21 protein-coding genes are annotated in these 26538 nt (G+C 60.1%); 9 read left to right on the forward strand and 12 right to left on the reverse strand.

Annotated elements, in window-relative coordinates:
* Positions 1 to 18 precede the first annotated feature (18 nt).
* The 5 genes from AC1DXU_RS22415 to AC1DXU_RS22435 all read right to left on the reverse strand — a co-directional run bounded on the left by AC1DXU_RS22415 (position 19) and on the right by AC1DXU_RS22435 (position 6381).
* Positions 19 to 903 carry a cytochrome c oxidase subunit II gene (locus AC1DXU_RS22415; protein ID WP_477372499.1) on the reverse strand — a complete coding sequence of 295 codons (885 nt, stop codon included), beginning with the start codon at positions 901 to 903 and terminating at the stop codon, positions 19 to 21.
* 204 nt (positions 904 to 1107) lie between these two features.
* Complete coding sequence (locus tag AC1DXU_RS22420) at positions 1108 to 1752, reverse strand: Crp/Fnr family transcriptional regulator (protein ID WP_477372501.1); 645 nt, start codon at positions 1750 to 1752, stop codon at positions 1108 to 1110.
* A 253-nt stretch (positions 1753 to 2005) separates the two neighbouring features.
* Positions 2006 to 2287 carry a hypothetical protein gene (locus tag AC1DXU_RS22425; protein ID WP_477313983.1) on the reverse strand — a complete coding sequence of 94 codons (282 nt, stop codon included), beginning with the start codon at positions 2285 to 2287 and terminating at the stop codon, positions 2006 to 2008.
* A gap of 265 nt (positions 2288 to 2552) precedes the next feature.
* Entirely contained in the window at positions 2553 to 4853 is a 2301-nt protein-coding gene (locus AC1DXU_RS22430; RefSeq protein WP_477372503.1) for an AGE family epimerase/isomerase, read from the reverse strand.
* 13 nt (positions 4854 to 4866) lie between these two features.
* Positions 4867 to 6381 carry a phosphomannomutase/phosphoglucomutase gene (locus AC1DXU_RS22435; RefSeq protein WP_477372505.1) on the reverse strand — a complete coding sequence of 505 codons (1515 nt, stop codon included), beginning with the start codon at positions 6379 to 6381 and terminating at the stop codon, positions 4867 to 4869.
* A gap of 222 nt (positions 6382 to 6603) precedes the next feature.
* Between AC1DXU_RS22435 and AC1DXU_RS22440 the strand changes: the two genes are divergently transcribed.
* The 3 genes from AC1DXU_RS22440 (at position 6604) to AC1DXU_RS22450 (ending at position 9918) form a co-directional block, all read left to right on the forward strand.
* Complete coding sequence (locus tag AC1DXU_RS22440; protein WP_477372507.1) at positions 6604 to 6939, forward strand: hypothetical protein; 336 nt, start codon at positions 6604 to 6606, stop codon at positions 6937 to 6939.
* 175 nt (positions 6940 to 7114) lie between these two features.
* Positions 7115 to 8953: a GumC family protein gene (locus AC1DXU_RS22445; protein ID WP_477372509.1), complete on the forward strand. Its 1839-nt coding sequence runs from the start codon at positions 7115 to 7117 to the stop codon at positions 8951 to 8953.
* 170 nt (positions 8954 to 9123) lie between these two features.
* Positions 9124 to 9918 (forward strand): sugar transferase, encoded by a 795-nt coding sequence (locus AC1DXU_RS22450; protein WP_477372511.1) that lies wholly within the window; start codon positions 9124 to 9126, stop codon positions 9916 to 9918.
* 12 nt (positions 9919 to 9930) lie between these two features.
* Here the strand turns inward: AC1DXU_RS22450 and AC1DXU_RS22455 are convergent, their stop codons facing one another.
* The 3 genes from AC1DXU_RS22455 to AC1DXU_RS22465 all read right to left on the reverse strand — a co-directional run bounded on the left by AC1DXU_RS22455 (position 9931) and on the right by AC1DXU_RS22465 (position 12651).
* Positions 9931 to 10161 carry a hypothetical protein gene (locus AC1DXU_RS22455; protein WP_477313994.1) on the reverse strand — a complete coding sequence of 77 codons (231 nt, stop codon included), beginning with the start codon at positions 10159 to 10161 and terminating at the stop codon, positions 9931 to 9933.
* Positions 10162 to 10456: 295 nt separating this feature from the next.
* Positions 10457 to 11764, reverse strand: a complete 1308-nt coding sequence (locus AC1DXU_RS22460) for a polysaccharide biosynthesis/export family protein (RefSeq protein ID WP_477372513.1) — start codon at positions 11762 to 11764, stop codon at positions 10457 to 10459.
* 14 nt (positions 11765 to 11778) lie between these two features.
* On the reverse strand, positions 11779 to 12651 hold the full coding sequence (locus AC1DXU_RS22465) for a glycosyltransferase family 2 protein (RefSeq protein ID WP_477313998.1): 873 nt from the start codon (positions 12649 to 12651) through the stop codon (positions 11779 to 11781).
* A 210-nt stretch (positions 12652 to 12861) separates the two neighbouring features.
* On the opposite strand from AC1DXU_RS22465, the gene AC1DXU_RS22470 reads away from it, so the two are divergent.
* A complete protein-coding gene (locus tag AC1DXU_RS22470) occupies positions 12862 to 14130 on the forward strand; it encodes a glycosyltransferase (RefSeq protein WP_477372515.1) in 1269 nt (422 codons plus the stop codon).
* Here AC1DXU_RS22470 and AC1DXU_RS22475 read toward each other — a convergent pair.
* Complete coding sequence (locus AC1DXU_RS22475; protein ID WP_477314002.1) at positions 14123 to 15313, reverse strand: glycosyltransferase family 4 protein; 1191 nt, start codon at positions 15311 to 15313, stop codon at positions 14123 to 14125. The two genes, AC1DXU_RS22470 and AC1DXU_RS22475, sit on opposite strands and share 8 nt — an antisense overlap.
* A gap of 136 nt (positions 15314 to 15449) precedes the next feature.
* Between AC1DXU_RS22475 and AC1DXU_RS22480 the strand changes: the two genes are divergently transcribed.
* Together AC1DXU_RS22480 and AC1DXU_RS22485 are read left to right on the forward strand one after the other, a co-directional pair.
* Complete coding sequence (locus AC1DXU_RS22480; protein ID WP_477372517.1) at positions 15450 to 16727, forward strand: glycosyltransferase family 4 protein; 1278 nt, start codon at positions 15450 to 15452, stop codon at positions 16725 to 16727.
* 164 nt (positions 16728 to 16891) lie between these two features.
* The gene (locus tag AC1DXU_RS22485) at positions 16892 to 18013 is read left to right on the forward strand and encodes an acyltransferase family protein (protein WP_477372519.1); all 1122 of its coding nucleotides are present in this window, start codon (positions 16892 to 16894) and stop codon (positions 18011 to 18013) included.
* 169 nt (positions 18014 to 18182) lie between these two features.
* Here AC1DXU_RS22485 and AC1DXU_RS22490 read toward each other — a convergent pair whose 3' ends face one another.
* Positions 18183 to 19145 (reverse strand): phytanoyl-CoA dioxygenase family protein, encoded by a 963-nt coding sequence (locus tag AC1DXU_RS22490; protein WP_477372521.1) that lies wholly within the window; start codon positions 19143 to 19145, stop codon positions 18183 to 18185.
* 396 nt (positions 19146 to 19541) lie between these two features.
* Between AC1DXU_RS22490 and AC1DXU_RS22495 the strand changes: the two genes are divergently transcribed.
* A complete protein-coding gene (locus AC1DXU_RS22495; RefSeq protein WP_477372523.1) occupies positions 19542 to 20588 on the forward strand; it encodes a glycosyltransferase family 2 protein in 1047 nt (348 codons plus the stop codon).
* Positions 20589 to 20703: 115 nt separating this feature from the next.
* Here the strand turns inward: AC1DXU_RS22495 and AC1DXU_RS22500 are convergent, their stop codons facing one another.
* Together AC1DXU_RS22500 and AC1DXU_RS22505 are read right to left on the reverse strand one after the other, a co-directional pair.
* Entirely contained in the window at positions 20704 to 22197 is a 1494-nt protein-coding gene (locus AC1DXU_RS22500) for a lipopolysaccharide biosynthesis protein (RefSeq protein ID WP_477372524.1), read from the reverse strand.
* Positions 22194 to 23303, reverse strand: a complete 1110-nt coding sequence (locus AC1DXU_RS22505; RefSeq protein WP_477372526.1) for a hypothetical protein — start codon at positions 23301 to 23303, stop codon at positions 22194 to 22196. Before AC1DXU_RS22505 ends, AC1DXU_RS22500 begins: the two co-directional genes overlap by 4 nt.
* 400 nt (positions 23304 to 23703) lie before the next feature.
* Between AC1DXU_RS22505 and AC1DXU_RS22510 the strand changes: the two genes are divergently transcribed.
* Together AC1DXU_RS22510 and AC1DXU_RS22515 are read left to right on the forward strand one after the other, a co-directional pair.
* Positions 23704 to 24771 (forward strand): acyltransferase family protein, encoded by a 1068-nt coding sequence (locus tag AC1DXU_RS22510; protein WP_477372528.1) that lies wholly within the window; start codon positions 23704 to 23706, stop codon positions 24769 to 24771.
* Between the two features lie 155 nt (positions 24772 to 24926).
* On the forward strand, positions 24927 to 26360 hold the full coding sequence (locus AC1DXU_RS22515; protein ID WP_477372530.1) for a DUF4214 domain-containing protein: 1434 nt from the start codon (positions 24927 to 24929) through the stop codon (positions 26358 to 26360).
* The last annotated feature ends 178 nt before the right edge of the window (positions 26361 to 26538 follow it).

The raw sequence follows: 26538 nt of genomic DNA on the forward strand, positions 1-26538 counted from the left end.
AGCACCTCCGTGCCCTTTTTAGCGGGACCCGACAGTTTCGAGTTTTGCCGCAACTTTAAGAGCTGACACCGTCGCGTTGCCCGACGACTGTTGCGTCGAGCCAGTCTGCTCGGGCGCCGACAATTGCGCGAACGTCTGTTGCTGGCCAAGCCAGGCCATATAGTCCTGCTCGGTGTCGACCATGACGACGCCATGCATCATCGGATGGCCCTGGCCGCAAAGCTCGGCGCACAGGACCTGGAAGGTTCCGGTCTTGGTCGGGGTGAACCAGAAATAGGTGACCGAGCCTGGGATCATGTCCATCTTGGCGCGGAATTCCGGCACATAGAAATCATGCAGCACATCGATCGAGCGCAGCAGCATCTTGACCGGCTTGCCGACCGGCAGATGCAGGTCGGCTGCTTCGACCACGACATCGTCCTGGCCGTTGGGATCCTTGGCGATCACGCCCAGCGGATTTTCGGCGGTGACGTCGCGCGTGTCGGAAGTGCCGAGCTTGCCGTCCTTGCCGGGCAGGCGGAAACTCCACTGCCATTGCTGGCCGACGACTTCGACCACGGTTGCGTCGCTGGGAACGTTGACGAACTGGCTCCAGACGAACAGGCCGGGGACCAGCATGGCGGTGACGCCGGCTCCGGTGACGATCGTCAGCCACCATTCGAGGCGCTTGTTCTCCGGTTCATAGGCAGCCCGGCTGCCTTCCCGGTGGCGGAAGCGGAAGACGCAATAGGCCATGAACAGCACGACGGCGGAAAAGACGATGCCGGTGATCCAGAAGGTGATGATGATGGTGTTGTCGATATAGTCCCAATTGGAGGCAATCGGGGTCCACCACCATGGGCTCAGGAAGTGGAACACCACTGAGCCCACGACGATCAAAACGAGTACAACCACGATGGGCATGTCCCGTCCTCCCGGCATTCGAGGGGGCGCGAAGCCGTCCCGGCGAATGCCGCAAGCATCATGCGTGATTTGCAATCGAAATTCTAGAGCCGGCTGTGGAAGGCGCAAAAATCGCTTTTTGCGGGACACGGAACCGACTGTCCCCGTTTCGAATGCTGCATCAGGGATGGAAGCCCGGGGTAGATCGAGCGGGGCCGGTATGCCTCAACTTTCGATATAATCGTGCTCGAATCCAGCAAACTTCGTCAGGCCCGGTTGATCGAGCACGCGAACATGGCCTTGGCGGAATTCGAGCAATTTGCGCTCGCGCAGTTCCCGCAGCATTCGATTGACATGAATAGGCGTGAGGCCGAGAGCGTCGGCGAGATCGTACTGGGTGAGGGGGCATTCATAGCTGTTGCGGGTGACAGAGCCGATCCGTTCCAGACGCGCCCTCAGTTCGAGGAACAGATGCGCCGTCCGCGCCAAGGCGCTGCGTCGTCCCACATTGGTGAGATGTTGAGCGATAACTGCCCCGTGGTGCACGAGCGTTTCGAGAATAAGGGAAAAGAGGTGGGGCGACTTCATCGCAGCAAGGGTAAATGTCTTGGTCGAAGCCACCAAAACCAAAAGGTCGGTTTGAGCCACAAACGTTTCAAGAGCGCTGCCTGGGTATGACTGAGGCAGGACGATATCGCCTCTCAGCGCAAAGTCCAGAATCTGCCGCTGCCCGCCCGCGAGCTCATGAGAAATGCAACCCCAGCCCGACTCGACTATGAATACGCGATCGCTGTCCTCGCCCTGACTGACGATGACCGTCTCCGCCGAATAGCGCTTCGGCGTGAACCCCAGTGCCTTGATAAGTGCCATATCGTCGTCGTTGAGACCGACGTACGTTGGACGATTTTCACTTCCGCGCAAAGGAGGATGTGAAGCATACGTCATTTACCACCCCGCCCAAATTTCCTTTCCCCTCCGATGGAATGTACATCAGATTTGATGCGATGAGTATCCGGTCAATGGTAACTTTCGAGTGCAAGGTGTCGTTACCGCCACTTTTCGTTGCAATGGACAGTTCCGCTTGCTTGCCGAAGGCACGATTTGAAATCGCTCCGGGCACTGGTCAGGCTTTATTTCTCTTGAAATTTTCCCGCATGGACTCGACTATTTCGCTGGCAACGGCACAGCTGCGGTTGTCCACTTGATCTGCGGCGTTGCGTAGCGTCGTTGACGCGTCCTTGAGCAATCCTCTGATCTCAGCTGCCGACAACAGATGGGATGCTTCGAGTTCCAGCAGCACGGATTCACTCACGTGCAGCGCAGCAAGCGCAACCGCTCTCGGCCTGGTAGCAAGCAGTTTCAGGAGATCACCGCTGGGTCGGGCACGCGATTTTTTTTTTGCCATAGTTGCGTCTCAACCGTTCGGACAAGAAGGTTCACAGGCTCAAAATTGCGACGCCTCGACGAGCTGACCAGAGTTCCAGGATTGGGGGGCGTTCGATGCTCTCTTTTTGGCATTTCTCATGAGTATACTATCCCGGTTTGCAGCCGCGACACAGGGGCAGGGGATACCGAATTCGCCGTAGCTACTACTTCCCTACCCCTTGGAGCATCACCGCGGTCACAGCCGGCGCAGGGTTCCGCCGTCGAAGAAAGCAGCCCAGTTCCAGTCAGCCGTAAATCTGCTTCGGAAGCGTCTCGCCCTTTTCCAGAGCAGGCAGCGGGAAAGGTGCGACCTGTCCTCCAGTCTTGTCCAGATACTGCATCAACGCCGTCACCAGATGATAGAAGATGCTCGCGGGGACCTCGGTCGCCAGTGACCTTCCGCGCTCGTCAATCCTGTCGACCCACAAGCCAAGCGGTGCCGGATCGATGTGCCATCGGAAGAGGCGGGCGACACGAGCTTCGATCTCGGGTTTCAGATCCGGGCCGCCAATGCCGTCCAGGGCGACTGCCGCCTTGATGGCCTCGCATTGTGGCCAGCTGCGGGAGAGCCGGTCGAGGGGCAATCCCTGCCGCGATACCGCTGCATAGGCCAGACCTGTGGCCCGGTTCAATCCGCTGGCGACCGCCGACGAATAGAGCTTCCTTGCGTAGGCTGCCAAGTCCTTCTGCCCGCTCGCTCGCGCGAAATCGACGAGGAGCGAGGCCCATTCGAAATGGTGCCCTGGTTCGGTCCACTGTCCCTTGTCACCCGGCAATGGCAGCCAATCGACGTCGAAATGTTCGCCAAGCGTCCAGCTTTCCTGGTCGAAGAAATGGCACCGGAAGAGATCGATGACGCGTGCCGCTCGCCGCAGATATGCGCGGTCGCCGGTGACGCCATGCCAGGCAAGGAAGGATTCCAGCATATGCATGTGCGGGTTCGAGAACCGCACCCCTTTCCAACCCGGGGTCTCGAGGAAACCGTTCAAGCTGTCGTCTTCGAGATGGGCGTCGATGAATTGGAATGTCTCTTGTGCAAGCCGCAGGGCTTCTTGATGGCCGCATCGGTGAGCATGGGCTAGCGCCAGGAGCACGCAGGAATGGTCGTAGGCGTCCTCCGCCCGGTCAGCCACGCTGCCGTCTGCATTCAGCGTCCGCACCCAGCCGCCTCGGTCGGTCCGGCCGTATTTGGCGATGAAGTCGATGCCGTGGTCGATCAGCCTGTCGGCAGGTCCGTCCCAGCCGCGTTCCTTGGCCACCGCGAAAGCGTAGATCTGGCGAGCCATCGTGCGCATGCGCTTGGGTTTGCCCAACGGTCTTGCATCGAAACCGAGAGCCTCGTGGAAGCCACCGTACACATCGTCGACACCTGCAGTAGACCACAGCGGCAGGGTCTCCTCGAAGAGCCAGTGCTCGACGCGCTTGCGCCATGACCCGCTGATAATGACCCGGTCTTCCGACGCCGTGAACTTCGTCTCGAGGCGTCCGCTCTTCTCCAACTGTTCGACGACTTTCTTCACGTTCTGGCTGTGGCTGACGGGAGCGACAAATACCGCGTCCGGTGTCGCCACCACCGCCACATCCTTCATTCCGATGACGGTCAACAGCCTGCCCTGGCTTCTGAGGTAGGAGCTGGCGCAATCCATGGCGACGACGTCGCCCATGACGACATTGCCGTCGCGGTCCGTCGGGCTGGCTTCGAGCAGCGATTGCCACGATCCGAGGTCGTTCCAGCGGAAGGAAGCCGTAACCATCGCGATACCGCGTGCACGCTCCATGACTGCGTAGTCGATCGATGTTGAAGGGACAGCCGAGTAGAAGCCGTGGGGCAGGTAGATACCTGAGACGTCGGCCCGTGCGGTCTTGTAGGCACGTTCCGTGCTTTCCCAGATGTCGGGTCGGAGGTCGAGGAATGCTTGCCGCATCGTGTCGGCGCGAAACAGGAAGATGCCGGCATTCCAGTAGAATCTTCCCGAAGACACATATTGGCCGGCTGTCTCGGCATTGGGTTTTTCGACAAAACGCGAAACAGCGGCAACTCCACCACCATTCGCCGAAACCTCGATGTAGCCGTACCCAGTTTCGGGATGTGTCGGCTTGATGCCGAACACGACAATGCTTCCTGAATCGGCGGCAGGCCTGCCCGCGTCGACGGTTTCCCAGAATTGCGTTTCGGTCGATATCTCATGGTCGGAGGGGACCACCAGCACAAGCGCGTCGCCGCCATGCTCGGAGATCGTCTGCAAGGTGGCTATGGCGACCGCGGCGGCGGTATTGCGGCCGACGGGCTCGAAAATCGGCTTGCCGCCGTGCAGGCCAAGCGGACCGATGTCCGAGATAACTCGGTCGGCGTGTCGTTCGGAAGCGATCAGGTAGATCGGCGTTTCATCTCCCGGCCGCGCCTTGAGGCGGCGGACCGTCTTGGCGAGCATGGAGCCGTCGCCCGAAAGGTCATGGAACTGCTTGGGATTGTCTTCGCGCGAGAGCGGCCACAGCCGTGAGCCGACGCCCCCGCTCATGACAAAACTTACGATCCGGCCCGGCATGGTCCAGTTCCTCTCAGAATGTCTGATTGTAGACTCCGACCTCTGGATTGTGGCGCAGCACGGCATCGAGAGCCTCGAACATCTCGCGACGTCGCTCCGACGAGACAGGGCTCTCCACCACGACGACAATTTCCGGTTTGTTTGACGAGGCCCTGACCAGACCCCACGTGCCGTCCTGGGCAACGACACGCACTCCATTCACTGTGACGAGATTGGCCAGAGGCTGGCCGGCGAATTCGATCCCATCCCCCTTCATTTTTGTGAATTCCCCGACAACTTTCGCGACCACCCCGTATTTCACCTCGTCGGGGCAGTGCGGTGACATCGTTGGGGTGCCGAAGGTCAGCGGCAGATCGCGGTAAAGGTCCGCGAGTGTCTTACCCGGGTTGCGGTCGAGCATCTCGCAGACGGCGATCGCGGTCAGCAGCCCGTCGTCGTAGCCGCGTCCGATCGGCGGGTTGAAGAAGAAATGACCCGACTTCTCGAAACCAGCTATGGCATTGAGTTCGGCGACGCGCCTCTTGATGTAGGAATGCCCGGTCTTCCAGTAATCCGTCCTTGCACCGTGTTGCGCGAGAACAGGATCCGTCATGAAAAGTCCCGTCGACTTGACGTCCACCACGAAGACGGATTTCGGATGCAGCCCGGAAATGTCTCGCGCCAGCATGACGCCGACCTTGTCCGCGAAAATCTCGTTACCCTCGTTGTCGACCACGCCGCAGCGGTCGCCGTCGCCGTCGAAGCCGAGTCCGAGATCGGCACCCGTCTCCAGTACCTTGTCCCGGATCGCGTGCAGCATCTGCATATCTTCGGGATTGGGGTTGTAGTGCGGAAAGGAGTGGTCGAGCTCTACGTCCAGCGGGATCACGTCGCAGCCGATGCGTTCCAGCACCTGCGGCGCAAAAGCGCCCGCGGTGCCGTTGCCGCATGCCACTACCACCCTCAGCTTTCGGCCGACGTTCTTTCCGGCTGTCAGGTCCTCGATGTATCTCTCGCGAAATCCCGGCACGAGTTCATAGCTTCCCCCACCGACGAGATCGAAATCGCCGTCCAGCACGAGCGCTTTCAAAGCTGTCATCTCCTCCGGGCCGAATGTCAGAGGCCTTTGCGCCCCCATCTTCACTCCGGTCCAGCCGTTCTCGTTGTGGGAGGCCGTCACCATGGCCACCGACGGAACGTCGAGTGCGAACTGGGCGAAATAGGCTGTGGGAGAAAGTGCCAAACCGATGTCCTTGACGCGCGCGCCGGCCGCCATCAGGCCGGAGACCAGCGCCATCTTGATGGCCATGGAATAACTACGAAAGTCGTGGCCGGTGACGATGTCCGGGCCGACACCCATTCGGCGGATCAATGTGCCGAGCCCCATGCCGATCGCCTGCACGCCCATCAGGTTGAGTTCGGGTTCTTTCTCCGAGCCTGGATGCCCGAACCACCAGCGCGCGTCGTATTCCCGGAAGCCAGTGGCTTTGATGAGAGCACTGGTTTCGAAGGTGAATGTGTTTGGCGTGGCTTGGCCGACTATGTTCACGGTCGCGGGTTTCCGCTCTGCAATTGCGGGAAGAGTCGTAGCACGCTGCCGGACGCGGGCCTCTTCATGAATTCGAGTAACCCCAACGCCCTGGTTTGCGCCCCCTCATCCAATAGGAGCATGCCTGCCGATGGCCGAAAGGATGTCTCGTCCAGGCATGGGGGGCTTGTATTCTGGGAGCGTGCGTCCCGGTCGGGCGCCGGCGACAAGGATGGCTGCAAGATGCCGCTGACCGCATTCAGGCTCACGTTCCGCGAGAATGTCGACGAAAGGCGGTTCGGTCGCCTGGCTCGCCTTCTCACTGTCATTCAGGTGGAAATCGAGAGGGAATCCGCGGAACTCCATCCGTCCGTGGAAAGGATGACGGACTGCGCTGCCTTCTCTTCGGAGGCGATGGAAAATGGCGAGGGCCCCGAACGCATGTCCGCGCGGATCGATACGCTGGCGCGGAACCTGGCGCTCAACCGCAGACGGCAGGTCTTGCTGGAACAGCAGATGTCATTTGTCGACAGGACGAGAGAAGGGCTGCTGCGCATTGTTCCTTCCCATGGGACGTAGGGCCCATACGCCAATTGGCGGCGTTTACCTTGCGCGGCGCAGGCGTAGTCTTTCGCGGCAGTCTGGGATCGCGGGGCCTTAGCTTTCAATGAAAACATCGGCCGAATGCCATGGACCGCCTGCACGGGGACGGCGTACGCGCTGGATCTCCCCGCACGCCTGCAGGAGACGCTGAATGAACCGCATGTTCCCCAATCAATGGCCATTGACAACGGATCAGCAGGCTTCCGTCGACCAGGAGTTCATTGGCCTCTCCGACATAACCGAATTTCTACGGCGCTATGTTGGGACGATCATCGCCTGCGTTGCCGCGGCGCTCCTGGTGGCCGGGTTCTACAATTTGACCACCGACCCGGTGTTCACCGCCAGCGCACAGATCCTGATCGAGCCGAAATTGCCGCAACACCTGCAAGAGGGCGGCGAAGTAAATCTGTCATTGGATACCGCCCAAGTGGAAAGCCAGATTGCGGTGATGCAGTCGGAAAAGATCGCTGCGATGGTCCTCGACCAGCTGAAACTCGTCGACGACCCCAAATTCAACCGTCCGCAGGCTCCGATTTTGCTGGAGAGGTTCAGGAGGATCGGAGCAGTCCTGCTTGACGCTTTCGGGCTCCGGAAAAGCGCCTGGTTCACCTCGCTTTGGGAGCGTTTCGGCCTGAGCGCGCCTGAAACGCCGGCGACGCTGACCGAGTATCAAAAGGCCCGGCGCACCATGCTGATTTTCCGCGAGGGCCTCGACATCCGCAGGGTCGGCGTTTCCTACGCGATAGACATATCCTTCACCTCTCCTGATCCCGAGGGGGCAGCCACGGTTGCGAACGCCACGGCCGATGCCTTCGTGCGCGAGCAGATAGAAACCAAGGCCGACGCCGCAAAGGAAGGCGGCGCGTGGCTCGAGAAGCGCCTGCAGCAGCTGCGCACCCAGATGAACGAGGCCATGGCGAAAGCGCAGGAGTTCCGTTCACGGCACGACTACAGTGTCGGGAGTGACGCCACAGGGGAAGACGGGACAAGCGCTGTACCGACGCTCGAAGAGCTCGAGGTGACTGCCGAAACCTACCAGAAGATGTATGAGAGCTTCCTGCAGGCCTACACCAACTCGGTAAGCCAGCAATCCTATCCGGTTGCCGACGCAAGGGTGATCACGGCCGCGACGGCGCCGCTCTATCCGAGCGCTCCAAGGCCGAAGCTGATGCTGGCCTTTGCGACGGTTGCCGGGTTCATTTTCGGCGTCGGACTTTCGTTCGCAAGGCATACGTTCGACTGGACCGTAAGGTCGCCACGACACATCCGGGACAATCTGGGTATCGAATGCGTCGGAGAACTGCCGCCCACCAGCAGGAGAAGGGAATCCGGCCACGTCGACGAAGTGGTAAGATACCCGCACTCCCGATACAGCCACAGTCTCAGGAAAGCGCGAACCGAAATCAGCCTTGCGCAAACCAGCCGCCCGATCAAGTTCCTTGGGTTGACCGCTGTATCCAACGACAGTTCGAAGAGTTCCGTCGCCAGCAATCTTGCCACGCTTTACTCGATGTCCGGTCTGAAGACGTTGGTGATTGACGCCGACGTCCGGCGACCGACCATGACCACGCGGCTGCTCGGCTGGTCGGGCAGCCTCCAATCCTTCCAGGATCCTGTCCGGCTCAACATCGTCCGCGCCCCGGGGCGGCCGTTCGACATGCTTCCAAGTTCGGTCGTGGACGCCAAGCACCTGTTGGCCCCAGGCAATATGGAGGCGTTCCTCTCGGAGCTTGCCGATTGCGACCTTGCCGCCCACGAACTTGCCGCCTACGACATCGTCATCGTCGACCTGCCGACACTTGCCTCGGGCGCCGATGAACTGACTGTCGGATCGGTCCTGGATGGCGTCGTGATCGTTGCCGAGTGGGGTAAGACACATGTCGAAACGCTGCGGGGGCTTGTCAGGACGCTGCAGGCCAGCAGGACGCCGGTACTTGGCGTACTCCTGACCAAGGCCCGCACGATGACGTCCAACCACCGCAAAGCATGAAACAGGTAGCGGGATATTCCTCCTTCGGAAGTCGCAAAAGCGTGCAGGGGGATCATTCCTTGGGATTAGGGGGATAGCCCCGGAGCGTCACGCTACCTCCTTTGCCATTCTTGCCGACAAGCCCCGACCTTGGAAGAGTGTCGGGAACAATTCGAAACAGCAACCGTCCCATGACAACGAACGCCTTCGAGTCGCATCAGAAAACCCCGATCTGGGTTCAGACGCCTGTGCCCGTGGCAGCGGAAGGCCGAACGGCAGTGCTGCACGTTGTTCCTGCACCCGAACACAACAGCGCCGGGGCAGTGTTGACAGAGATGTCGCCTGCCATCAGGGCAGGAACGACGAACCCTCCTCTGGGAGGTCTCCTGAAGCGGATCATGGATCTGGTCATAGCGGTCACGGCACTTGTCATGGCTGCGCCAGTGATGATCGTTGTTGCCCTGCTGATCAGGATGACGGCAGGAGGCCCGGCAGTGTTCTCGCACAGCCGCGTCGGATTCGGCGGAAAGCCGTTCAATTGCTACAAGTTCCGCTCGATGGTTGCCAATTCGGAAGAAGTCCTGAAAGCACATCTCGAAGCCAATCCGCACCTCAGCGTGGAGTGGGAGGAGACCCACAAGATCAGGAACGACCCGCGCGTCACGCTCCTTGGGTGGATGCTCCGCAAGTCGAGTGTCGACGAACTCCCCCAGCTCTTCAACATCATCCGCGGCGACATGAGCTGCGTCGGCCCAAGGCCCATCGTGAAGGACGAACTCAACCGCTACGGCGACCATCTGGGGGAATACCTTCGGACAAGGCCGGGACTCACCGGCCTCTGGCAGGTGAGCGGAAGGAGCAGCATGGACTACGCCAGCCGCGTGGCGCTGGACAGCCAGTATGTGCGGAACTGGTCAGTCTGGCTCGACATTGTGATCTTGTTCAGGACTATCTTCGCTGTGATGCGCTTCGACAGGGCTTCCTGAAGTCCCGACGGGCTACGTTTCGTCCCGCTTCCGATGGACGGACAGGGACAGGCCGATGATGTAGGCGCAAGCCAACGCGAACGCCAGGATCAGGAATCTGGTGACGGTCACATAGCCCGGCAACCCAAGGCCATTCCAGGCAAAGCTTCCGATCAGAAGCAGAGCAGTCGCTGCTATCAGGGCGGGAACCTTGAACCGCAGCCCCATCAGAACGCCTGCTGCCGATACGGCTATTATGCTCATGAGCACTGACATCTCCAGTGGCGCCCGCAGGACTGATGGCTCACTGCGGCAGGAAGGTTCCGGCAGGGGTCCAAGGGGCCAAGTGTGTGTGCTCACTGATATGCGGCCTCAAAGTGCAAGGCAAGCGCTGCCAGGGGTAGTGCACAGATGGTCCGCTTGATGGTCGAACCTAGGCTTACGCCCTCGTGTTCTTCGTCCTTCCCCGCGGCTGCCAGCAGCCGCGGTTTCAGCTCCCGAAGGCCATGCCAACGGGGCGCAGCGAGCTGCCACCCTCGCGGAACTCACACAAGCTAGATCAGTTGGTGCCCTGAACCGGAAGCGTCTCTGCCTGAATGCCGCCGCTTACAGGGAAGGCAGCCAGGCCCGACTGCGGCGGAGGGATCTCGATCTTCACGGTATCGCCTGGCTCGATCGGCGTCGTTTCCTCAGCCGCGAGTTCTTCCGAGCCGCTGTCCGTCGTCCTCACGATCTTGAAGATCGGCTTAGCCCTTTCGGAGCGCTCCCTGAGAGCGAGCAGGGCAGGGGCGGTGACTTCGGTTTCGTGCAGTAACTGCACTGCGGTGTCGGCTTTGCTGGTAACTTCATTGAGCTGCAGCTGCGTCTCGCGCAAGGCCGCGGCGACTTCGTTGGCTTGGCTGTTGCCGAGGTTGAGGATCTCGATGTCGGTCTTGCTTATCTCCTGCCTGGCTTGCAAAAGCGAGGTCTCGGCAGCCAACCTGTCGCTCTGCATCTGTGCGACCGTCCCCTCCAGAGAGAGTTCCCGCGGTGCAACCGCCAGACCCTTCTGGACAAGGGTCGAAACGCCTGCAAGTTCCTTCTGGATGAGTTCGATCTGCTTGTCGCGGAAGGTCAGCTGCTCCTCGAGCGAAGCCAGTTCCTTTTCCAGGAAATCCCTGAGTTCGTGGAGGGAACGCAGTTGCGTCGTCATCGCGTCCTTGCGGACGGCGAAAATCTTGCGCTCCTGCTCCATCGCCATCGCGACCGTCTCGTTCGAAGCCCTGTCTTTCAGGTCCGCAGGGAAAGCGATTTCGTCGCTGCCAGCGAGTTCGGATTCCAGCCGCGCTTTGCGCGCGAGCAGATTGACGTTGCTCAGCGCCAACAACCCCACGTCGCCCTGGCCCGAGATGACTTCACGCTCGAGCCTCGACATGTCTTCTTCATGTGTCCGCAGGCCGCCGGCGATACTCAGCGCCTGCAGCACCGTCAGGCCGGGCCTGTAGGGAAACTCGCCGGGCTGCGTGACGTAGCCGACTATGTAGAACGGCCTGTACTGGACGATCTCGACGGCGACATCCGGCTGGCGGCCGAGGCCCATGTTCTGCATCAGGCGGTCGCCGATCGCGCGGGAGAGGTCGCCGGGGGCGGTGCCCTGCGCGCGTATCTGGCCGACAAATGGAAGGAAGAGCATGCCGTCGGCACCGACAACGAAACTGTCGTTGAGAGCCGTCCACTCGAAGATCACATCGCGTGAGGCGCGCCATTCGTAAACCTTGAGCCGGACCTTGTCCTGAGGTCCGAGGAGATACTCGGCAGCCACCGCCGGCAAGGCGCAGACAGTTGCCGCCGCCAATGAAGCCGCCACCGTCACAAGCCATTTCCGCATTGTCTTCCCCGCCGTCATATTTTCAGGATGTATTCGGGTTCGATCCGTCCCATGGCGACATGCAGGATCGCCAGCATGTTGCCCCTGAGCCTGCCTCTTCGGTCGACATAAGGCTCCGGCCGCAGGCTCTTTGCCAGGTTGGCCGCTATGTTCCTGAACATCAGGGACAGCGCGAAAGAGGCCGGAACTGTGCCTTTCCTGATCAGGTAGATCGGGTTGGCAACCTGGGAGTAGCCGAACCGCGTTCCGCTGGTGCGCGCCGACTTGATGCCGAGATGGACGCCCGTGATCGAGGTCACGCAGACCACACGACCTCTGCACCTCAGCTGGCTGGTGAAGTCGATGTCTTCCTGCCAGCCGTAGAGGACGAGGCGCTCGTCGAAACGTACATCGCCCACAATCGAGGAACGGACGGACATGTTGCAGCCGTAAGCTCCGACATGGTCGACCACCAGCGGTCCATGATATGTTTTGCCCTTGGCTTCGCGCAGGGCGGTTTCGGCATCTTCCCAGGTGAGGCCGGCATTCGTGGCCCCGTCTCTGACGACCCTTCCCATCACCACTGCCCATCCGTCATTTTCCGCAAAAGCTTTCTCGACCTGCTCCAGGTATTCGGCGGACGGAATGAAATCGTCGTCGAAGAATGTGATGACGTCGAAGCGCTGCAGGGAAGGCACGAGAGCCGTGTTCCGCTGGACGGACGATCCCTTTGGTCCGAAAACGAGCGACAACGGGAAAGGACAGCTTTCTGGCAACTCGACATGCGCAGCGTCGGGCGCCGACAAAATGACCTCGTCGGGAAGTCTCGTCTGGCCGCCCAGATACTCGATCAGGCGCGTGAGTTGTTCCCTGCGGCCGACAGTCGCGATGATCACTGCGAGTTTCATGCTCGATCCAGGTTTCGGTTGTCGCCGACGCTAGACCGACGAGAGCAGCAAAACAGCCTGCATAAAAGGGGACGGAATGAGCTTGCCTACCTCCTGACACCGGCTTTTGGAGTATTCCCATCGGACGACACACAGCCGGAAGTACTAGGCTGGCGCGCGCCCGGAGCAGCCTGTAGCCGATCGGACAACTTGCCGGGACGATGACGTGGAATGGAGACTGCCGGGTCTGCTGGTGCGAGGGGACCCATGCTCCACGAACGTTCTTCCGATCTGACGGTCGCGGCCAAGGTCGATGTGCCCATCGAGGAGTTGCCGGCCGCGCCGGAGCTTCGCGTCGACAGGTACGCGAAGATAGCGGTCGTTCACGACTGGTGCCCGAATTTCCGAGGCGGTGAACGGGTTCTGGCGCAAATCTGCAAGCAGTTCCCCAATGCAGAAGTGTTCACGCTTTTCGATTTCCTGCCGGCCGAGGTGAAGGAGCAATATTTCCGCGACGTGGAATTCCATACCTCCGCTGCCAACCGGATCCCGATGGTGCAGAAATTCTATCGGTCCCTCTTCTTCTTGTGCCCTTTCCTGATCGAGCAGTTCGACGTGACAGGCTACGATGCGGTGATCTCGTCTTCGGCCGCATTTTCGCGCGGCGTGATCACCAGGCCGGACCAACCGCATCTTTGCTACGTACACAGCCCGGTCCGCTACGCCTGGGACGAGCAGTTTTCCTATCTTCAGCAGGGTCACCTTGGCTTTGGCCCCAAGGGAATGCTCTACCGGTACATGCTCCATCGTCTGAGGACGTGGGACACGCGAACCGCGCACGGTCCGGACTTGATGCTGGCGAATTCGAACTATGTCCGCTCCCGTATCCAGCACATTTACGGGCGCGAGGCCCGCGTCGTTTTCCCGCCGGTTGCCCTCGCAGAACTGCCCTGTGTCGAGGACAAGCATGACTACTATGTCTCGGCATCTTTCCTCGCGCCGTACAAGCGCACCGACCTCGTCATCCGGGCCTTCAACGAGATGCCGTCGCGGCGGCTGGTCATCGTTGGCGAAGGGCAGCAATCAGCCACCCTGCGGGCGCTTGCCGGCCCGAATGTCACCTTCTCGGGTTATCTGCCCCGGCAAGACTATGTGAACACCCTGGCACGCGCAAAGGCGATGGTCTTTGCGGGCTGCGAGGATTTTGGCATAGCACTGGCCGAGGCGCAGGCCTGCGGAACGCCGCTGATCGCCTTCGGCCGCGGCGGAGCGGTCGACATTGTGCGACGCCTTGGGTCATCGCCCGAACCGACAGGGGTGTTGTTCAAGGCTCAAACCGTCGACCACCTCAAGGAGGCAGTCGAGCGGTTCGAAGAGAACCGCCATGCCATCGCGCCCCGCGCTTGCGCCAGGAATGCAGAACGTTTTTCCGAAGATAATTTCGACCGCGCCATCCTGGAATCGCTCGGGGCCGTCCAGGCACTGCACGAGATCATGTGAACTCTCGAGCCCTGACGACCTTCGTTTCCGTGTCGACGCCGTCTGCGGCCGCCATCGCCTTGAGATAGCGCAAGGCCGTCGCTCTCCAGCTGTATGCCGAGGCTCTCACCCGTCCCTTGCTTTTCATCTGCAGTCGCAGGGCGTCAGAATTGCGCAGCTGCATGAATCGGTCGAACCATGCCTCCGGGTCGTCGGGCGACGCAAACAACGCTGCGTTCGCGCAGACTTCAGGCAGGCTGGCTCGGTCGGAAGCCACCACTGGGCAGCCGACCGCCATCGCCTCGAGGGCGGGGAGGCCGAAGCCCTCCGTGAGCGAGGGGAAAGCCAGGCATAATGAGTCCCCGAGGAGCGCAGCCAACTCGCCATCGGAAATGCGGCCAAGCCACTGGATGTTTTGGGCTTTTGCACTGGTTGGTCCTGACTTGAAAACGCGCGAATCCGACATGCCGACAATCGCAATCCTGAGCCCGGCTTCGGCAAGGCGGTCAGCCATGTCCAGGATAAGCCCTACATTCTTGTGGGGTGCGGTACTGCCGATCATGACGATGGTTTCCCGCGAGGCCGCCATTCGTGTCCTGACCGAGTGTTCAGGCGTCCATCGCGAGGCATGCTCATGGCCGTTCTGGGCTACGAAAGCCCGTTGCGCGCGGATGACGCCGCGGTGGACCAGTTCGCCCAGCGAGTAGTCGGAAACCGTCGAAACACGCCACGCCGTCTTGCCGAGACATGGCAGCAACGTTTTGTAGAAGCTCCTGAAGGCACGCGAATAGCTTTGCGGCGCATTCCAGACATTTGCATCATGGATGCAGACGATATGCTTTCGGGAAAGCAGTGGTCCCGTGTTGCAGAGGCTGAGCAGTCCGCCTCCGTCGAGCGACAAAGGGAGTTGCGTCTGCTCCCAGATATGGCCGCTCGTGCGGCCGATCTCGCGGCGCTCGATGAAAGCCAGGGGGATCTTATCGGAGCCGGGGGGACAGTGCAGTCCGAGTTCGAGGCCCCGAGCGAGGGGATCCTGTTCCGCCATCAAGGCGTCGAGCGAGCGGACGACCTCGCGCGCGTAACGCTGGACGCCTGTTGTCGGCTGGGAAAGAAAACGCCCGTTGATTGTCCAGCGCCGTGCCATCGCGTCCCCTTTTGTGGCCTTCAGTGTGGGGCTGCGAAGACGCCGGGTCACCATGGCCATCGGGTCATCCGGTTAACCGGGAAGCATCCGGATAGGCGAGGTCCGGCATTGTGCCTACCTCAAACGTCTGAGGACCTTAGTGCCCCCGGGAATGCTAGTCTCGCCCAGGGCGCCGAAAGGACCGGGGAAGGTGGACATGGGCAAGCTCGAGTTCGGCACGACGCAGGCGCCACTGCCAAGACCGGCCGGACGGTTGAATGGCCACCACGCTGAGACACCACTGGCGAGATCGCCTGCCAACGCTGCCCATTCCGCGATCGGGCATTCCGCCTGGGCGTGGGCGGACCGGGATGCGCCAAGACGACGCTGGACGATAAACGGAGACTTCACGACGCTTCGGCCGACCGGAGTTGCCCGCTATGCCCGCGAGGTGACCATGGCCCTCGATGCCCTCCTTTCGGAAGGGCATCCGCTCGGTCGCGACCTGGAGATCGATCTCGTGGTGCCGCGTCCGCTCTCGGAACCTTTCCGCCTCGATGCCATCCCCGTCCGGGTCGTTCCTGAATTCAGCAGGCCGCGACTGCCGCAATTCTGGGTGCAGGCGCAGTTGCCCTGGCACGTGCCGGGAGGATTGCTGAGCTTCTGCAATCTCGCTCCCGTCGCGCTGCGGCGCCAGATCGCGTGCATCCACGATATGCACACCAGGCTCATGCCGTCGAGCTACGGGTTCGGTTTCCGCTGGGCGCACCGCCTGATCCTGCCGGCACTCGGCAGGCGGGCTGCCCGCATCACCACCGTCTCACAACTCTCGCGCAACCATCTGATAGATTTTGGCATCGCGCCGGACGAAAACATCGTCGTCACCTACAACGGCAGCGACCATGCGAAGAGATGGGATGCAACGAGATCGTCGCTGGCCGTCGACCGCGGCAGGCCGTATGTCCTCTGCCTCGGAAGGCGAGATCAGGAATACAAGAACATGGGGCTTCTCGCCAGGCTGGCCCCGCTTCTCGACGAGATGGGCCTCGATCTCTGGATGCCGGGCGATGTCGACGAGACCACGGTCCTGCGCTATGTCCCGGAAATGCCCGGCAACATCGTCCTGCTTGGCCGCATAGGGGACGACGACTTCAAGAAGGCGCTCGAAGGCGCTTTGTGCTTCCTGTTTCCGTCACGCATCGAGGGTTTTGGGCTACCCGCTGTCGAAGCGATGGCATCTGGTTGCCCGGTCGTGGCCTCGACCTCGCCATGCCTTCCTGAAATCTGCGGGGATTCGGCTCTCTATGCCGATCCAGACGACGTCCAGTCGTGGGCCGAGGCTGTCCGCCTGCTGATGCTCGCCCAAGACTTGCGGCAGCGATTGATCACCAAGGGGCACGCGAGGGCGAGCAGTTATTCCTGGCGTTGGATCGCGTGGAAATATCTCGAACTCATGGTTCACGTCGACGCCGATTTCGGGGAGTTCCGCAATTGACCGGCTGCCCGGCCCGCAGCAAGAAGAGCAGCGGCGGGTCAAAGCCCATATGCCTCAAACTGAGTAGTGATGCGCCATTTGGGTCAGTTCTCCGGTCCGCTCGGCACTGGTAAACTGGTCAGGGGGACCACTGGGCACTTGTATCGGCTTCCTTGGGTGGGGCGATGGTCTTCTCAACGATCGGCACGGGCAGCTTCGCATCGATAACGTCCAGGGCAACCGCGGAATACCAGCCGGCTGCCCGGACTGCTCAGGCCAGGAGGTTCTGGAACAATCCTCAGCTTCTGAGATTGGTATCCGCCTACGCCATCGCCTACATCCACATGGCTGGAGTGGTGAGCGCCGCCCACATTGATCCGGCTGTCCTGGCCGTTTTCCGTTTCGGAACGGATCTGTTCATGGTTCTGGCGGGTTTTCTCACCGCGCACGTGCTCGGCAACAATGGCAAGTCGGCCGGCGCCTATTTGCGAACGAGGCTCATTCGAATCGTGCCCTTGTATTGGATCTTCACGGTTCTCGCATTCCTTGTCGAAAACTACGCGATGAAAAGCCATCCGAAGTCCTTGTACGAGCTTTTCATGTCGCTCGCCTTCGTGCCCTCCGGACCCTATCCGATCCTGTACCCGACCTGGACACTACTGGTAATCGTCGAATTCAGCCTGATCATCGCGGCTTTCCAACTCATCAGCGTGAAAAACGGGATCTTCTATTCCGCCGCCTTCGCGGTTCTTCTGGCGGCCGCAGGCCAGACGTTGAACATCGAGAACCCCATTTTTAGGTTTTACACCAACCCCATCCTGATCGATTTCGCCCTCGGCATCATCATCTACTGGCTTGCCAACTCCGGGCCGTTCCCTGTCAAACTGCCGCAGCGCGGGGCCGTTGCCCTCGCGGCGGCGGCAGTCGCCATCGGAGCCATAGCCGCGATCTTGCGACCTTTCTGTTGGCCGGCACTGCCCCGTCTCCTCGCGCTCGGCGTGCCGATGTCGCTGCTGTTGCTGGGGGTTGTCGCGCTCGAGCAGCTCGGCGTCTACAGCGACTCCAAGCTCTTGAACTTTCTCGCCAAATGCACCTACGCGATCTACCTGACCCACTGGTTCGTGGATATCGTATCCGAGAAGCTCGTTACCGAAAGCGGAAATTCGGCGGGGCTCGCCACGGTGCTGTTGTTCGCGACGCCCGTGGCCTTAACCTGCGTTTCAGTGCTGGTTTATCTTTATGCGGAGGTGCCGCTGACCCGATATCTTTCCAATCGGTTCCCCGGCCAGAGCCGTAGCCTTGCCTGAGCTCGGTGCCCGCCTGGAGTGATTGCCACGGAGCGCCCTCGCGCGGCTACGCCATCAGCGGTCCAGCGCAGATGATCTCGTTGGCGTAGTGGTGCACTCAGGTCATCGGGTGCGTGACAAGACGCCCGTTGCCATGTCGCGGCAGTCAGTCGGCCGATCGCGCACGCCTCTATTGGGCCGCAACAAGGCGGTCGCCGAACCGGAGCACCTTGTCGGCCGTTTCGGTGCCGTCATCGTAGAGCTTGACGACTTCCTCTGGCAGGAGCCGGTTGACGTCGGCCGCGCAGATGTAGTCTCGCATGGTGGTTCCCGTGCTGCGGGAATCCACGTTGGCGGCGCCGCGGCGGGCGACCACGTCATCGAGATGCACCGTCCTGAAGTCGATGCTGTACCTCGCGACGCTGGTTGTGTTCGGAACGGTTTCGTGCAGCTGCGCGCCGGAGAAGGCGATGATGCCGCCGGGCGGCGGCAGGTAGCGGAGCGATCGTTCGTTCAATTCCTGCTGTGGCTTCGGCTGCTCCCGGGCATCGCTCTTGACGTGCTTGGCGGCGTCGGCGCGGTTCTTGGTGTTCCATTCGTAGTAATTATAGATTTCGGAATTGTTCTTCACCGGGGTATCGAAGTAGCCGGGATAGAAGCCCATCGCGTTTTCCGGATCGAGCGAATAGATCGGAATCCACCAGTTGATCTGGCACATCGGAGCCGAATACCAGGTGTCGCGATGCGGATGGAAAGCGTAGGCGATCCCTGACGACAGGAAATGGGACGGATATGCCGACCTCATCCTCGGTACGTCGAAATAGAGGTTTTCAAGGTCCATCCCCCGCTCCTGCATGATAAGGGAGATCAGCCTCTTGCATTCCGGGTGGTGGATGAAGGCGGGTTTGGTCTTGCCAAGAATCGAGGCGACGTGCTCCGCCGTCAAGTGCTCGTGAACCGCTCGCGGGTCATGCGGTGCGAACGCCGCTTCCAGCATCTCCCTGGCGAGGCCGATCAAGGCCTCGGTATTCGGTGTCGCCGAGAAGACAAAAATGTCTCCCGAGTAAAGCCTCCGGCGACGCTGTTCGTCATTGTGGTTCGAGTCGATGAACAAAGCTGCCATGGAAATATCCCCCGGAAACGGCTGCCGCAAATGCACGCGCCGGCTTCGAAAACTAACCTGCCGACCGCCGTCGGCGACAGCGCCTCATTCGGAGTAGGGAGCCAGGTGAGGCATGGCATTTTGTCTTAGCGACCTCGTGGCCAAAAGTAGCATCCCGTAAGCCTATCAGCCGAGGCACGAATGCTGGCGCAGACCTATTGCGGGCATCGCCGGGCACTCCACCGACGCCGACCTTTCTTGGGCACTGCTAACCCTTTTGGTCGATTGCTATCCCATAGCCTTTTAGACGGCATGACCTTCCAGCCGATCTGTTAGAGGATCGCTTCGGGGACCTAAGCCTTTGTCCTCGAACATGGTTTGGCGCCGTTCCGGGGTCACATCAGTTTGGATCGACAACAAGGCGTCTCACGAGAGGAACCTGTGCTGATGTCCAGCATCAATGTAGTCATACCTTGCTACAACGCCGGTCGGTTCCTCGCGCAATGTGTACACAGTGTACTTTCGCAAAACTTCGATGATCTCCGGATCGTTGTAATCGACAATGCGTCAACGGACGACAGCGTGGAGGTGGCGCGCCGACTTGCTGCCGAGGACAGCCGGGTTGAAGTCGTGTGCCACGCCAGGAACCTGGGACCGGTTGCGTCCTACAATGAAGGCGTGGACCTGGCGCGCGGCGACTACTTCATGCTTTTGTGCGCCGACGATCTGTTGACGGACGGCTCGCTCCGACGCGCAGTTGAGGTCCTCGATAGCAATCCCAGGGCTGTCTTAACCATCGGGCCCAAGCTCGACATGGTTGAGGGGGAAAACTTCGTCGAGCCGAGTCAGTCAGATCGCTGGCGAGTAACGGAAGGAGCGCGGTTTATCGAGGACTGCTGCCGCCATCTCGGCAATTCCATTGCCCTGGGAGCGGTGTTGGTCAGGATGGCTACGCAAAAGGCGGCGGGTCACTACCGCGCGTCGCTTCCCCACGCAAACGACCTGGAGCTGGTGCTTCGTCTGGCCCAGTTGGGGTCGGTCGTGGAATTCGAGGGCGCTCTCGGTATCAATCGTGTGCATCCGGCACAGATAACGGCCGTCCAATTTTCAGACAAACTAACCCAGTTGAAGCAACGACAGGCCGTATTTGACAGCTTCTTCTCGCGGGAAGGCGCTGCCATGCCGGGGGCAAGCCGATTGCATCGCATAGCCCTCCACAAGATTGCCGACGTTGCCTATTGGCAGGCTGTCTTGAATCTGTTGCGGGGAAAGACTGCCTTTGGTGTCGAGCTGCTCAGATATTGCTTTTCGTTGACACCCGCATCGAGGCTGTTTCCGCCGCTGGGACATTTCTATCGATCGAAGGGATCCTTCAAACGCGCGCTGTTGGTGCTTTCAGGCCGGGGCTTGGGGGGGCAACATCGGGGAGACCACGGCCGGGGTGGCGAAATTCGTGGCAAGCAGGATGTAGCGTTTACCCGTCCTCGCCATTAGCTCAACGGGCTCCATTGCCAAAGCATATCCAACCTGGGGGTACTCGGCCCCTGCGGAAATGCCAATGGAAACAGCCGAAATGTTCCCGCAGCCACCGGTCGATGTGTGTGCTTTATCAGGCGCTGGCCCGTTGCCGGCGCCGGAAGCTCAGCAGCACGTCCTGGAACAGGTTCAACTGTCCGAACACGAACAGCAAGACGAATCCGTAGATGCCACTCAGAACCACTCCTCCCGCCAGCAGCCGCACAAGGGAAGGAACCTCTGGGCCGAGATAGTGTTGCAGCGCCAGCGCGCCGGCCGAGGCCACCATGCCCGACATCCACGGCCTCACGATCACACGCAACAGATCCCCGACTGAAACCGGCGTGCCATGCAGGCTCCAGGCCAGGTGCGGATAGAGCCAGAGCATCAGCGCCGTCGAGTAGCTGAGGGCCACGCCCTCGGGGCCGAAGGAAATCCCGATGCAGTAGGAAACGATGACGAGAGGGGCGATGGCAAAGGCTATGTACAGGCTGCGCTTCTGCTTGCCGGTCGCGATCAGCAGCCAATACGTCGGATTGATGATTCCGAACACCAGGATGGTAGGGGCGAGCAGCCGAAAGATAGTGGCCGACTCCGTCCATTGCGGGCCCAGAATTACGGTGACGATGTCATGTGCGAACACACATGAGAACATTGTAATGGGTACCGTTACCGCAATGACGATCGAATACCCCTTGAGATAGAAGTTCCGCAACCGCGCGGGATCGTCCTGCATTCGCGACAAGGCGGAAAACAGCACCGCTCCGACGGCGCCGTTGATGGTCGCCGTGGGGATGCCGATCAGCTGAAAAGCCCGGGTATACAGTCCAAGCGGCCCGGCGCCCCAGAACCGCCCGAGAAGGACTTTCTCGGCGTTGTAGCCGACATAGACGACCAGGTTGTTCAGCGTGACGGTTCCACCGAAATGCAGGAGCGAGCGGATGTTGGCGCCGCGCCGGGGCGGTCCAGGAATCCAGCCGGTGGCGATCCAGAAGCCCAGGCTGTTGATTGCCGGTGAGATAAGCGTCGGGGCGATCAGTGCCCAATATCCAAAGCCATGCAACGCAAGCAGCACTCCAACCACAACGCCCACACACAGGGCGCTCGTATCGATCGCGCTCAGCGTGACATACCGCAGATTGCGCTCCAGCAGCGCGGCATGCTGAACCCCGGCGGCATTGAGCAGGAACCCTGGAGCGATCGCGAAGGCTATCCAGAGCAGGCGTGGCTCATGATAAAACGTGGAGATGAGGTAGGCGCTCCCGGCGCACAGCAGCGTGAGGAGGATACCTACCAATATGTTGACCCAGAAAAGCGCCGAGACCTGCTCAATCGAAATCTCATGCTTTTGGATGGTCGCGGAGGACAGCCCGGCGGTGGTAAAGGCATCGAAAATGCCTGTGAGCGCCACCACCATCGCAACCAGGCCAAAATCGTTGGGGCTGAGCAGGCGTGCCAGTATGGCAATGTAGCCTACCTTGAGTATCAGGTTCGCGGCCTGGTTCGCCATTCTGGCGACGCCACTTTGAACGGCTTCGCTCTTAAGGCTGCCGGCCTCGCGTTTCGCAACCAGGGGCTCGTTGTTCATGTGCCGCTGACTGCATGCGGGCGTGTCTCAGCTTGAGCGGCCGGCGCATGCCTTCTCTGATCAATCATCTCGCCAGGCACCCGTTCCAGCCAAATTTCTCGCCACCAGGGATACACGGCTCTCGGGCAGTGCATCCGGCAATCGCTATAACGTGAGTTGCAGCAGACTTTATCCAGGATGACGGCCGGACCCCTGAGACTGTTGATAAGTCCGGTCTTTTCATTGACGAACGTTGTTACGCGCGACCTGACTTTGAAGGTGTGACCACAATAAGGGACCATCTCCGCGTCGAAATACAGGCCACGGTTCTTATTGTCGGTGTCCAAGGTTTTGAGGATTTCTTCATAGGACCTGACCCTGATCAGCTCGCCGGGCTGAAGATCAAGCTTGATCGTTGGAGCCGGCTGGCCGGTGGGTATTGATCCCCGATATCGCGGGAATGGAACGCCTCCGTAGAGGCGTTGCACCCTGTCATAGACCCGGCTGACGCCCGCTGACAGCCTGGTGAGGCCCAAACGGCGGGTGTAGTGATAGCAACTGAATACCGCCACATAAACGAACCCCACGAAGAGGCGCCATCCGCCGGCATTTCCCGATGAATAGTCTTCCAGATACTGCCGAACATCCCACCAGGGAAGGGGGGTAGTCGCCTCCAGAAGTTCCGTGGCCTGGCATGAGTATCTCGGGCCACCCGAAATCGGCTGGCTCTTGGCGCGGGTGCCAGCCAGTACATCGCTTTCTGTGCAACCCTTTCCATTGGCCATCGTGGCCCGCAGCGGGATAGGCTCGTTCGAGGACGCCGAGTCCACAGGCTTGAGCCATGCCTCCTTCCAGAATACCAGGCACGCCGCCTGACAGCCTCCAAACGCGCTGCCGTCGCACCTCAGATTTTCAAGGTGGATGCCGTCGGATAGTTTGCGTCCGCCAGCAAAGTTGATCGTGTCGCATGTCTTGTGCGCGCGCTTGTAGACGCGAAAGCGGCGACCGCAATATTGAAACATCTGCGGCATGAACGGAAGCTTCTCAAGCCGACCATCTCTGTCCAGCGTACGAAGGATTTCTTCCTTCGACCGAACCTCCACCCAGTCGCCGGCCCTCAGTGACATGCAGCACTCCCGTTCACAGCGCGCTCCGCAACCAAAGCCATTTGCCTGGCGCCAGACCATACCATCCCCGGATTCCGACTGCCGGCCCCGAATTAGCGGTAGCGACCCACCACCTTTGACTGAGTGCGTCTCGCCGTCATTTTGGGCTCAAGCAGGAGCGCGCTGACTGCGGAAAGCGGTTCTGTGCGAGGATGCCGGATCGCTGGTGCGGAGCGGTCTTACGACTATGCGCAATAATCTGGAGTGTGCTCAGCAGCATGCCTCGGTATTGGCGGAAAACCTTCCAAAGGGAAGACAGGGTATCCATCGGACGTAGGATGCCCTCCCCGGAGGGATGCGTTGTGTTACCGCAGGACGCACCTAGGCTCTGAAACCTTGTTCTGACACGGCGGGAAATCCGATGAGCGGGCAAAACCGCGAGCTGTATGGACTTCAAATTCTCCGCGCCATTGCGGCCTCAGCTGTAATAGTCCGCCACACTCTTGAGATGTCCGATGGATCGGAAGCCGGACGCTTCAGTCCTCACTGGATAGCAACTTCCGGTGGTGCAGGGGTCGATCTGTTCTTCGTGATTAGCGGCTTCATTATGGTCTATGTGAGCTTTCCGCCTGGTCGGCTCCCGGAAACACCGAAGGACTTCATTATCAAGCGAGCAACGCGCATATTCCCATTGTACTGGATATGCAGTGCAGCCATTGTTGCAATATCCGTAGCCGGTTTCTTGCGAAACAAACAAATAGACTCGTATACGGTAATAAATTCAGTTCTATTGTTGCCTGGAGATAAGTTGATTTACGTCGCCTGGACGCTTTCGTACGAGATATATTTCTATCTGGTTTTTTCGGTGTGCCTCATGTTTGGGAGGATGGCGCCAACATCGGTCGGGGCGATCCTTCTGATGATACTTGGGATTGCTTTTGGGGGAGGAATTGAGAATCCGACATTTGCTAGTTTCGTCTCCAGCCCTCTCGTTCTGGAGTTTTGTTTCGGTATCCTCTTGGCCTTGTTCTTTTCAAGCGGCGGAAAAAGGAAAATCTCACCAACTCTCAGTATTCTCGGGTTTCTTGCCATAGTGGTGTCTTCGATCGTGGTAACGCGTCCCGATTTGTCCGACACTTTCCGGGTCATCGTGTGGGGCCTTCCGGCCACTTTGATCGTGGCGGCTTTCCTCAAAGTCGGGCGGCCGCAATCGAGAGCGGGGCGAGCAGCCGTGCTGCTAGGCGATTCATCCTACGCGATCTACCTGACCCACATCTTCGTTATGATGGCATATGGCTTGGCAATTAAGTCGACCTTTGTCGGGGGAATGTCACAAGCCGTCTTCGTTCCCGGCGTTATTTTCATATGCCTTGTTGTCGGTGTGTTGGCGCACCTACTCGTGGAAAAGCCACTTCTACAATTCATTTGGAAGGTCACAAAACATCAGCGGAGGCAGCGGCCGCTGGAGTCTAGCAGTTTGACGGGGTGATTCCCGCGGCGGCCATGACGATGCGGTCTCCGATCAGGGTACCTCCGAATGGGGTACTATGGGAACCCGATTCACCCGTATGGTGAAATTGCTTCCTACAACCGCAGTCCCGACTATCCACGCTGAATTGTCGGTCGGCCAGGGAGACTCTTGCCATGTCTTTTCGTTTCGCAGTTGCTGCAGCCTGCCTGCTGGCGACAGCCGCGCCGGCTTCCGCCGATTTCCTCTGGGGCGTCAACGGCCATCCGATAGCTGCCTATATGGGCGTCCCGATCGAAAGGCAGCTCGATTTCATTAGGGATCTCGGCTTGAAATCGTACCGGGTCAACGTCACCGGCGAGGACAATGCAGATAGCCTTGCCCAGCTTGTCGATGCCGGAAAGGCGAGGGGGATCGAGATCCTGCCAGTCATCACTCCGGCTGCCATCGATCTGGACAAGAACAGCCCGGACGAGCTTTACGGGAAAACCAGGAAACTGGCGGTGGCCCTCGGCACCAGATTCAAGAACGACATCCGTGTTTGGGAACTCGGCAACGAGATGGAGAACTATGCCATCATCAAGCCCTGTGAGAAACGCGATGACGGCTCGCAGTATCCATGTGGATGGGGGCCGGCAGGAGGGACGGGAACGCTCGACTACTACGGCCCGCGCTGGGCGAAGGTGAGCGCCGTCCTGAAAGGCCTGTCCGACGGCATGACAGAGGTCGACCCGGGGATCAGGAAGGCGTTGGGCACCGCCGGATGGGGCCACACTGGCGCTTTCGCGCGGATGAAGCAGGACGGGATCGCCTGGGACATCTCGGTCTGGCACATGTATGGCGAAGATCCAGAATGGGCTTTTCGTGAAATTTCGGGCTACGGCAAACCGATCTGGGTCACCGAATTCAACAATCCCGGCGGAAGTGAGCGCAGCGAACAGCAACAGGCCGATGGCATCAAGCAGGCAATGACGCGGCTTGGCGAGCTCAAGGCGAAGTACAAGGTCGAGGCCGCATACATCTACGAACTGCTCGACGAGACCTACTGGGCCCCGGGTTTCGAAGCCAATATGGGGTTGGTGAGGCTCGTGCCTTCCTCCGATGGCAAATGGCAGACCGGCGAACCGAAGCCTGCCTACAAGACGGTGCGAGACTTCACCCGCGGTCCCCTGCCGATAGTCAAGCCGCATCGGGACTGCGACACCGAGACTACGGCGGCAAACGAGTCCGTGCCGGTGCGGCAGGCAAGTTTCGTCTACTGCCTCATCCTAGGCCACAAGGGCGACGAGGCCGGCGTAAATCAGTGGTCGGCAGCACTTGAAGGCGGAGAGACCAAACTCACCGACATGATCATGGAAATGCTGCGCTCGGACGAGTTCGAAGCCAGATATGCCATGATCGGCCTGACCGATCGCGCCTATGTCGGGTTTTTGTATCTGCTGCTTCTGAACCGTCCCGCTGACAGCTACGGGCTTGACACCTATGTCCATCAGTTGCGTGCGGGCGCAATGACGCGTGAGGCCGTGGCCTTCGGAATCGTCACTTCGGCGGAGTTCAAATCCGTACACGCCGCCATCCGCGAGGCACCCGCTGTCGCTACTCCCGGGTGAAATTGAACCGATGGGCGCCGTTCGTTCTCGAGGGTCGGGAAAAGCTGATGAAGAGGCCGATGGAAGCGTCGCAACGCGGCGCCGGCTCGCGAAAGACAATCCTCACCACCCGAAAGGTGCAGTTGGCGAGAGGGCTTCATCCAACGGGGCACCCTGATCGCCTATTGGTGTTTCTCCC

Source organism: Mesorhizobium sp. P3_A10, assembly GCF_056403175.1.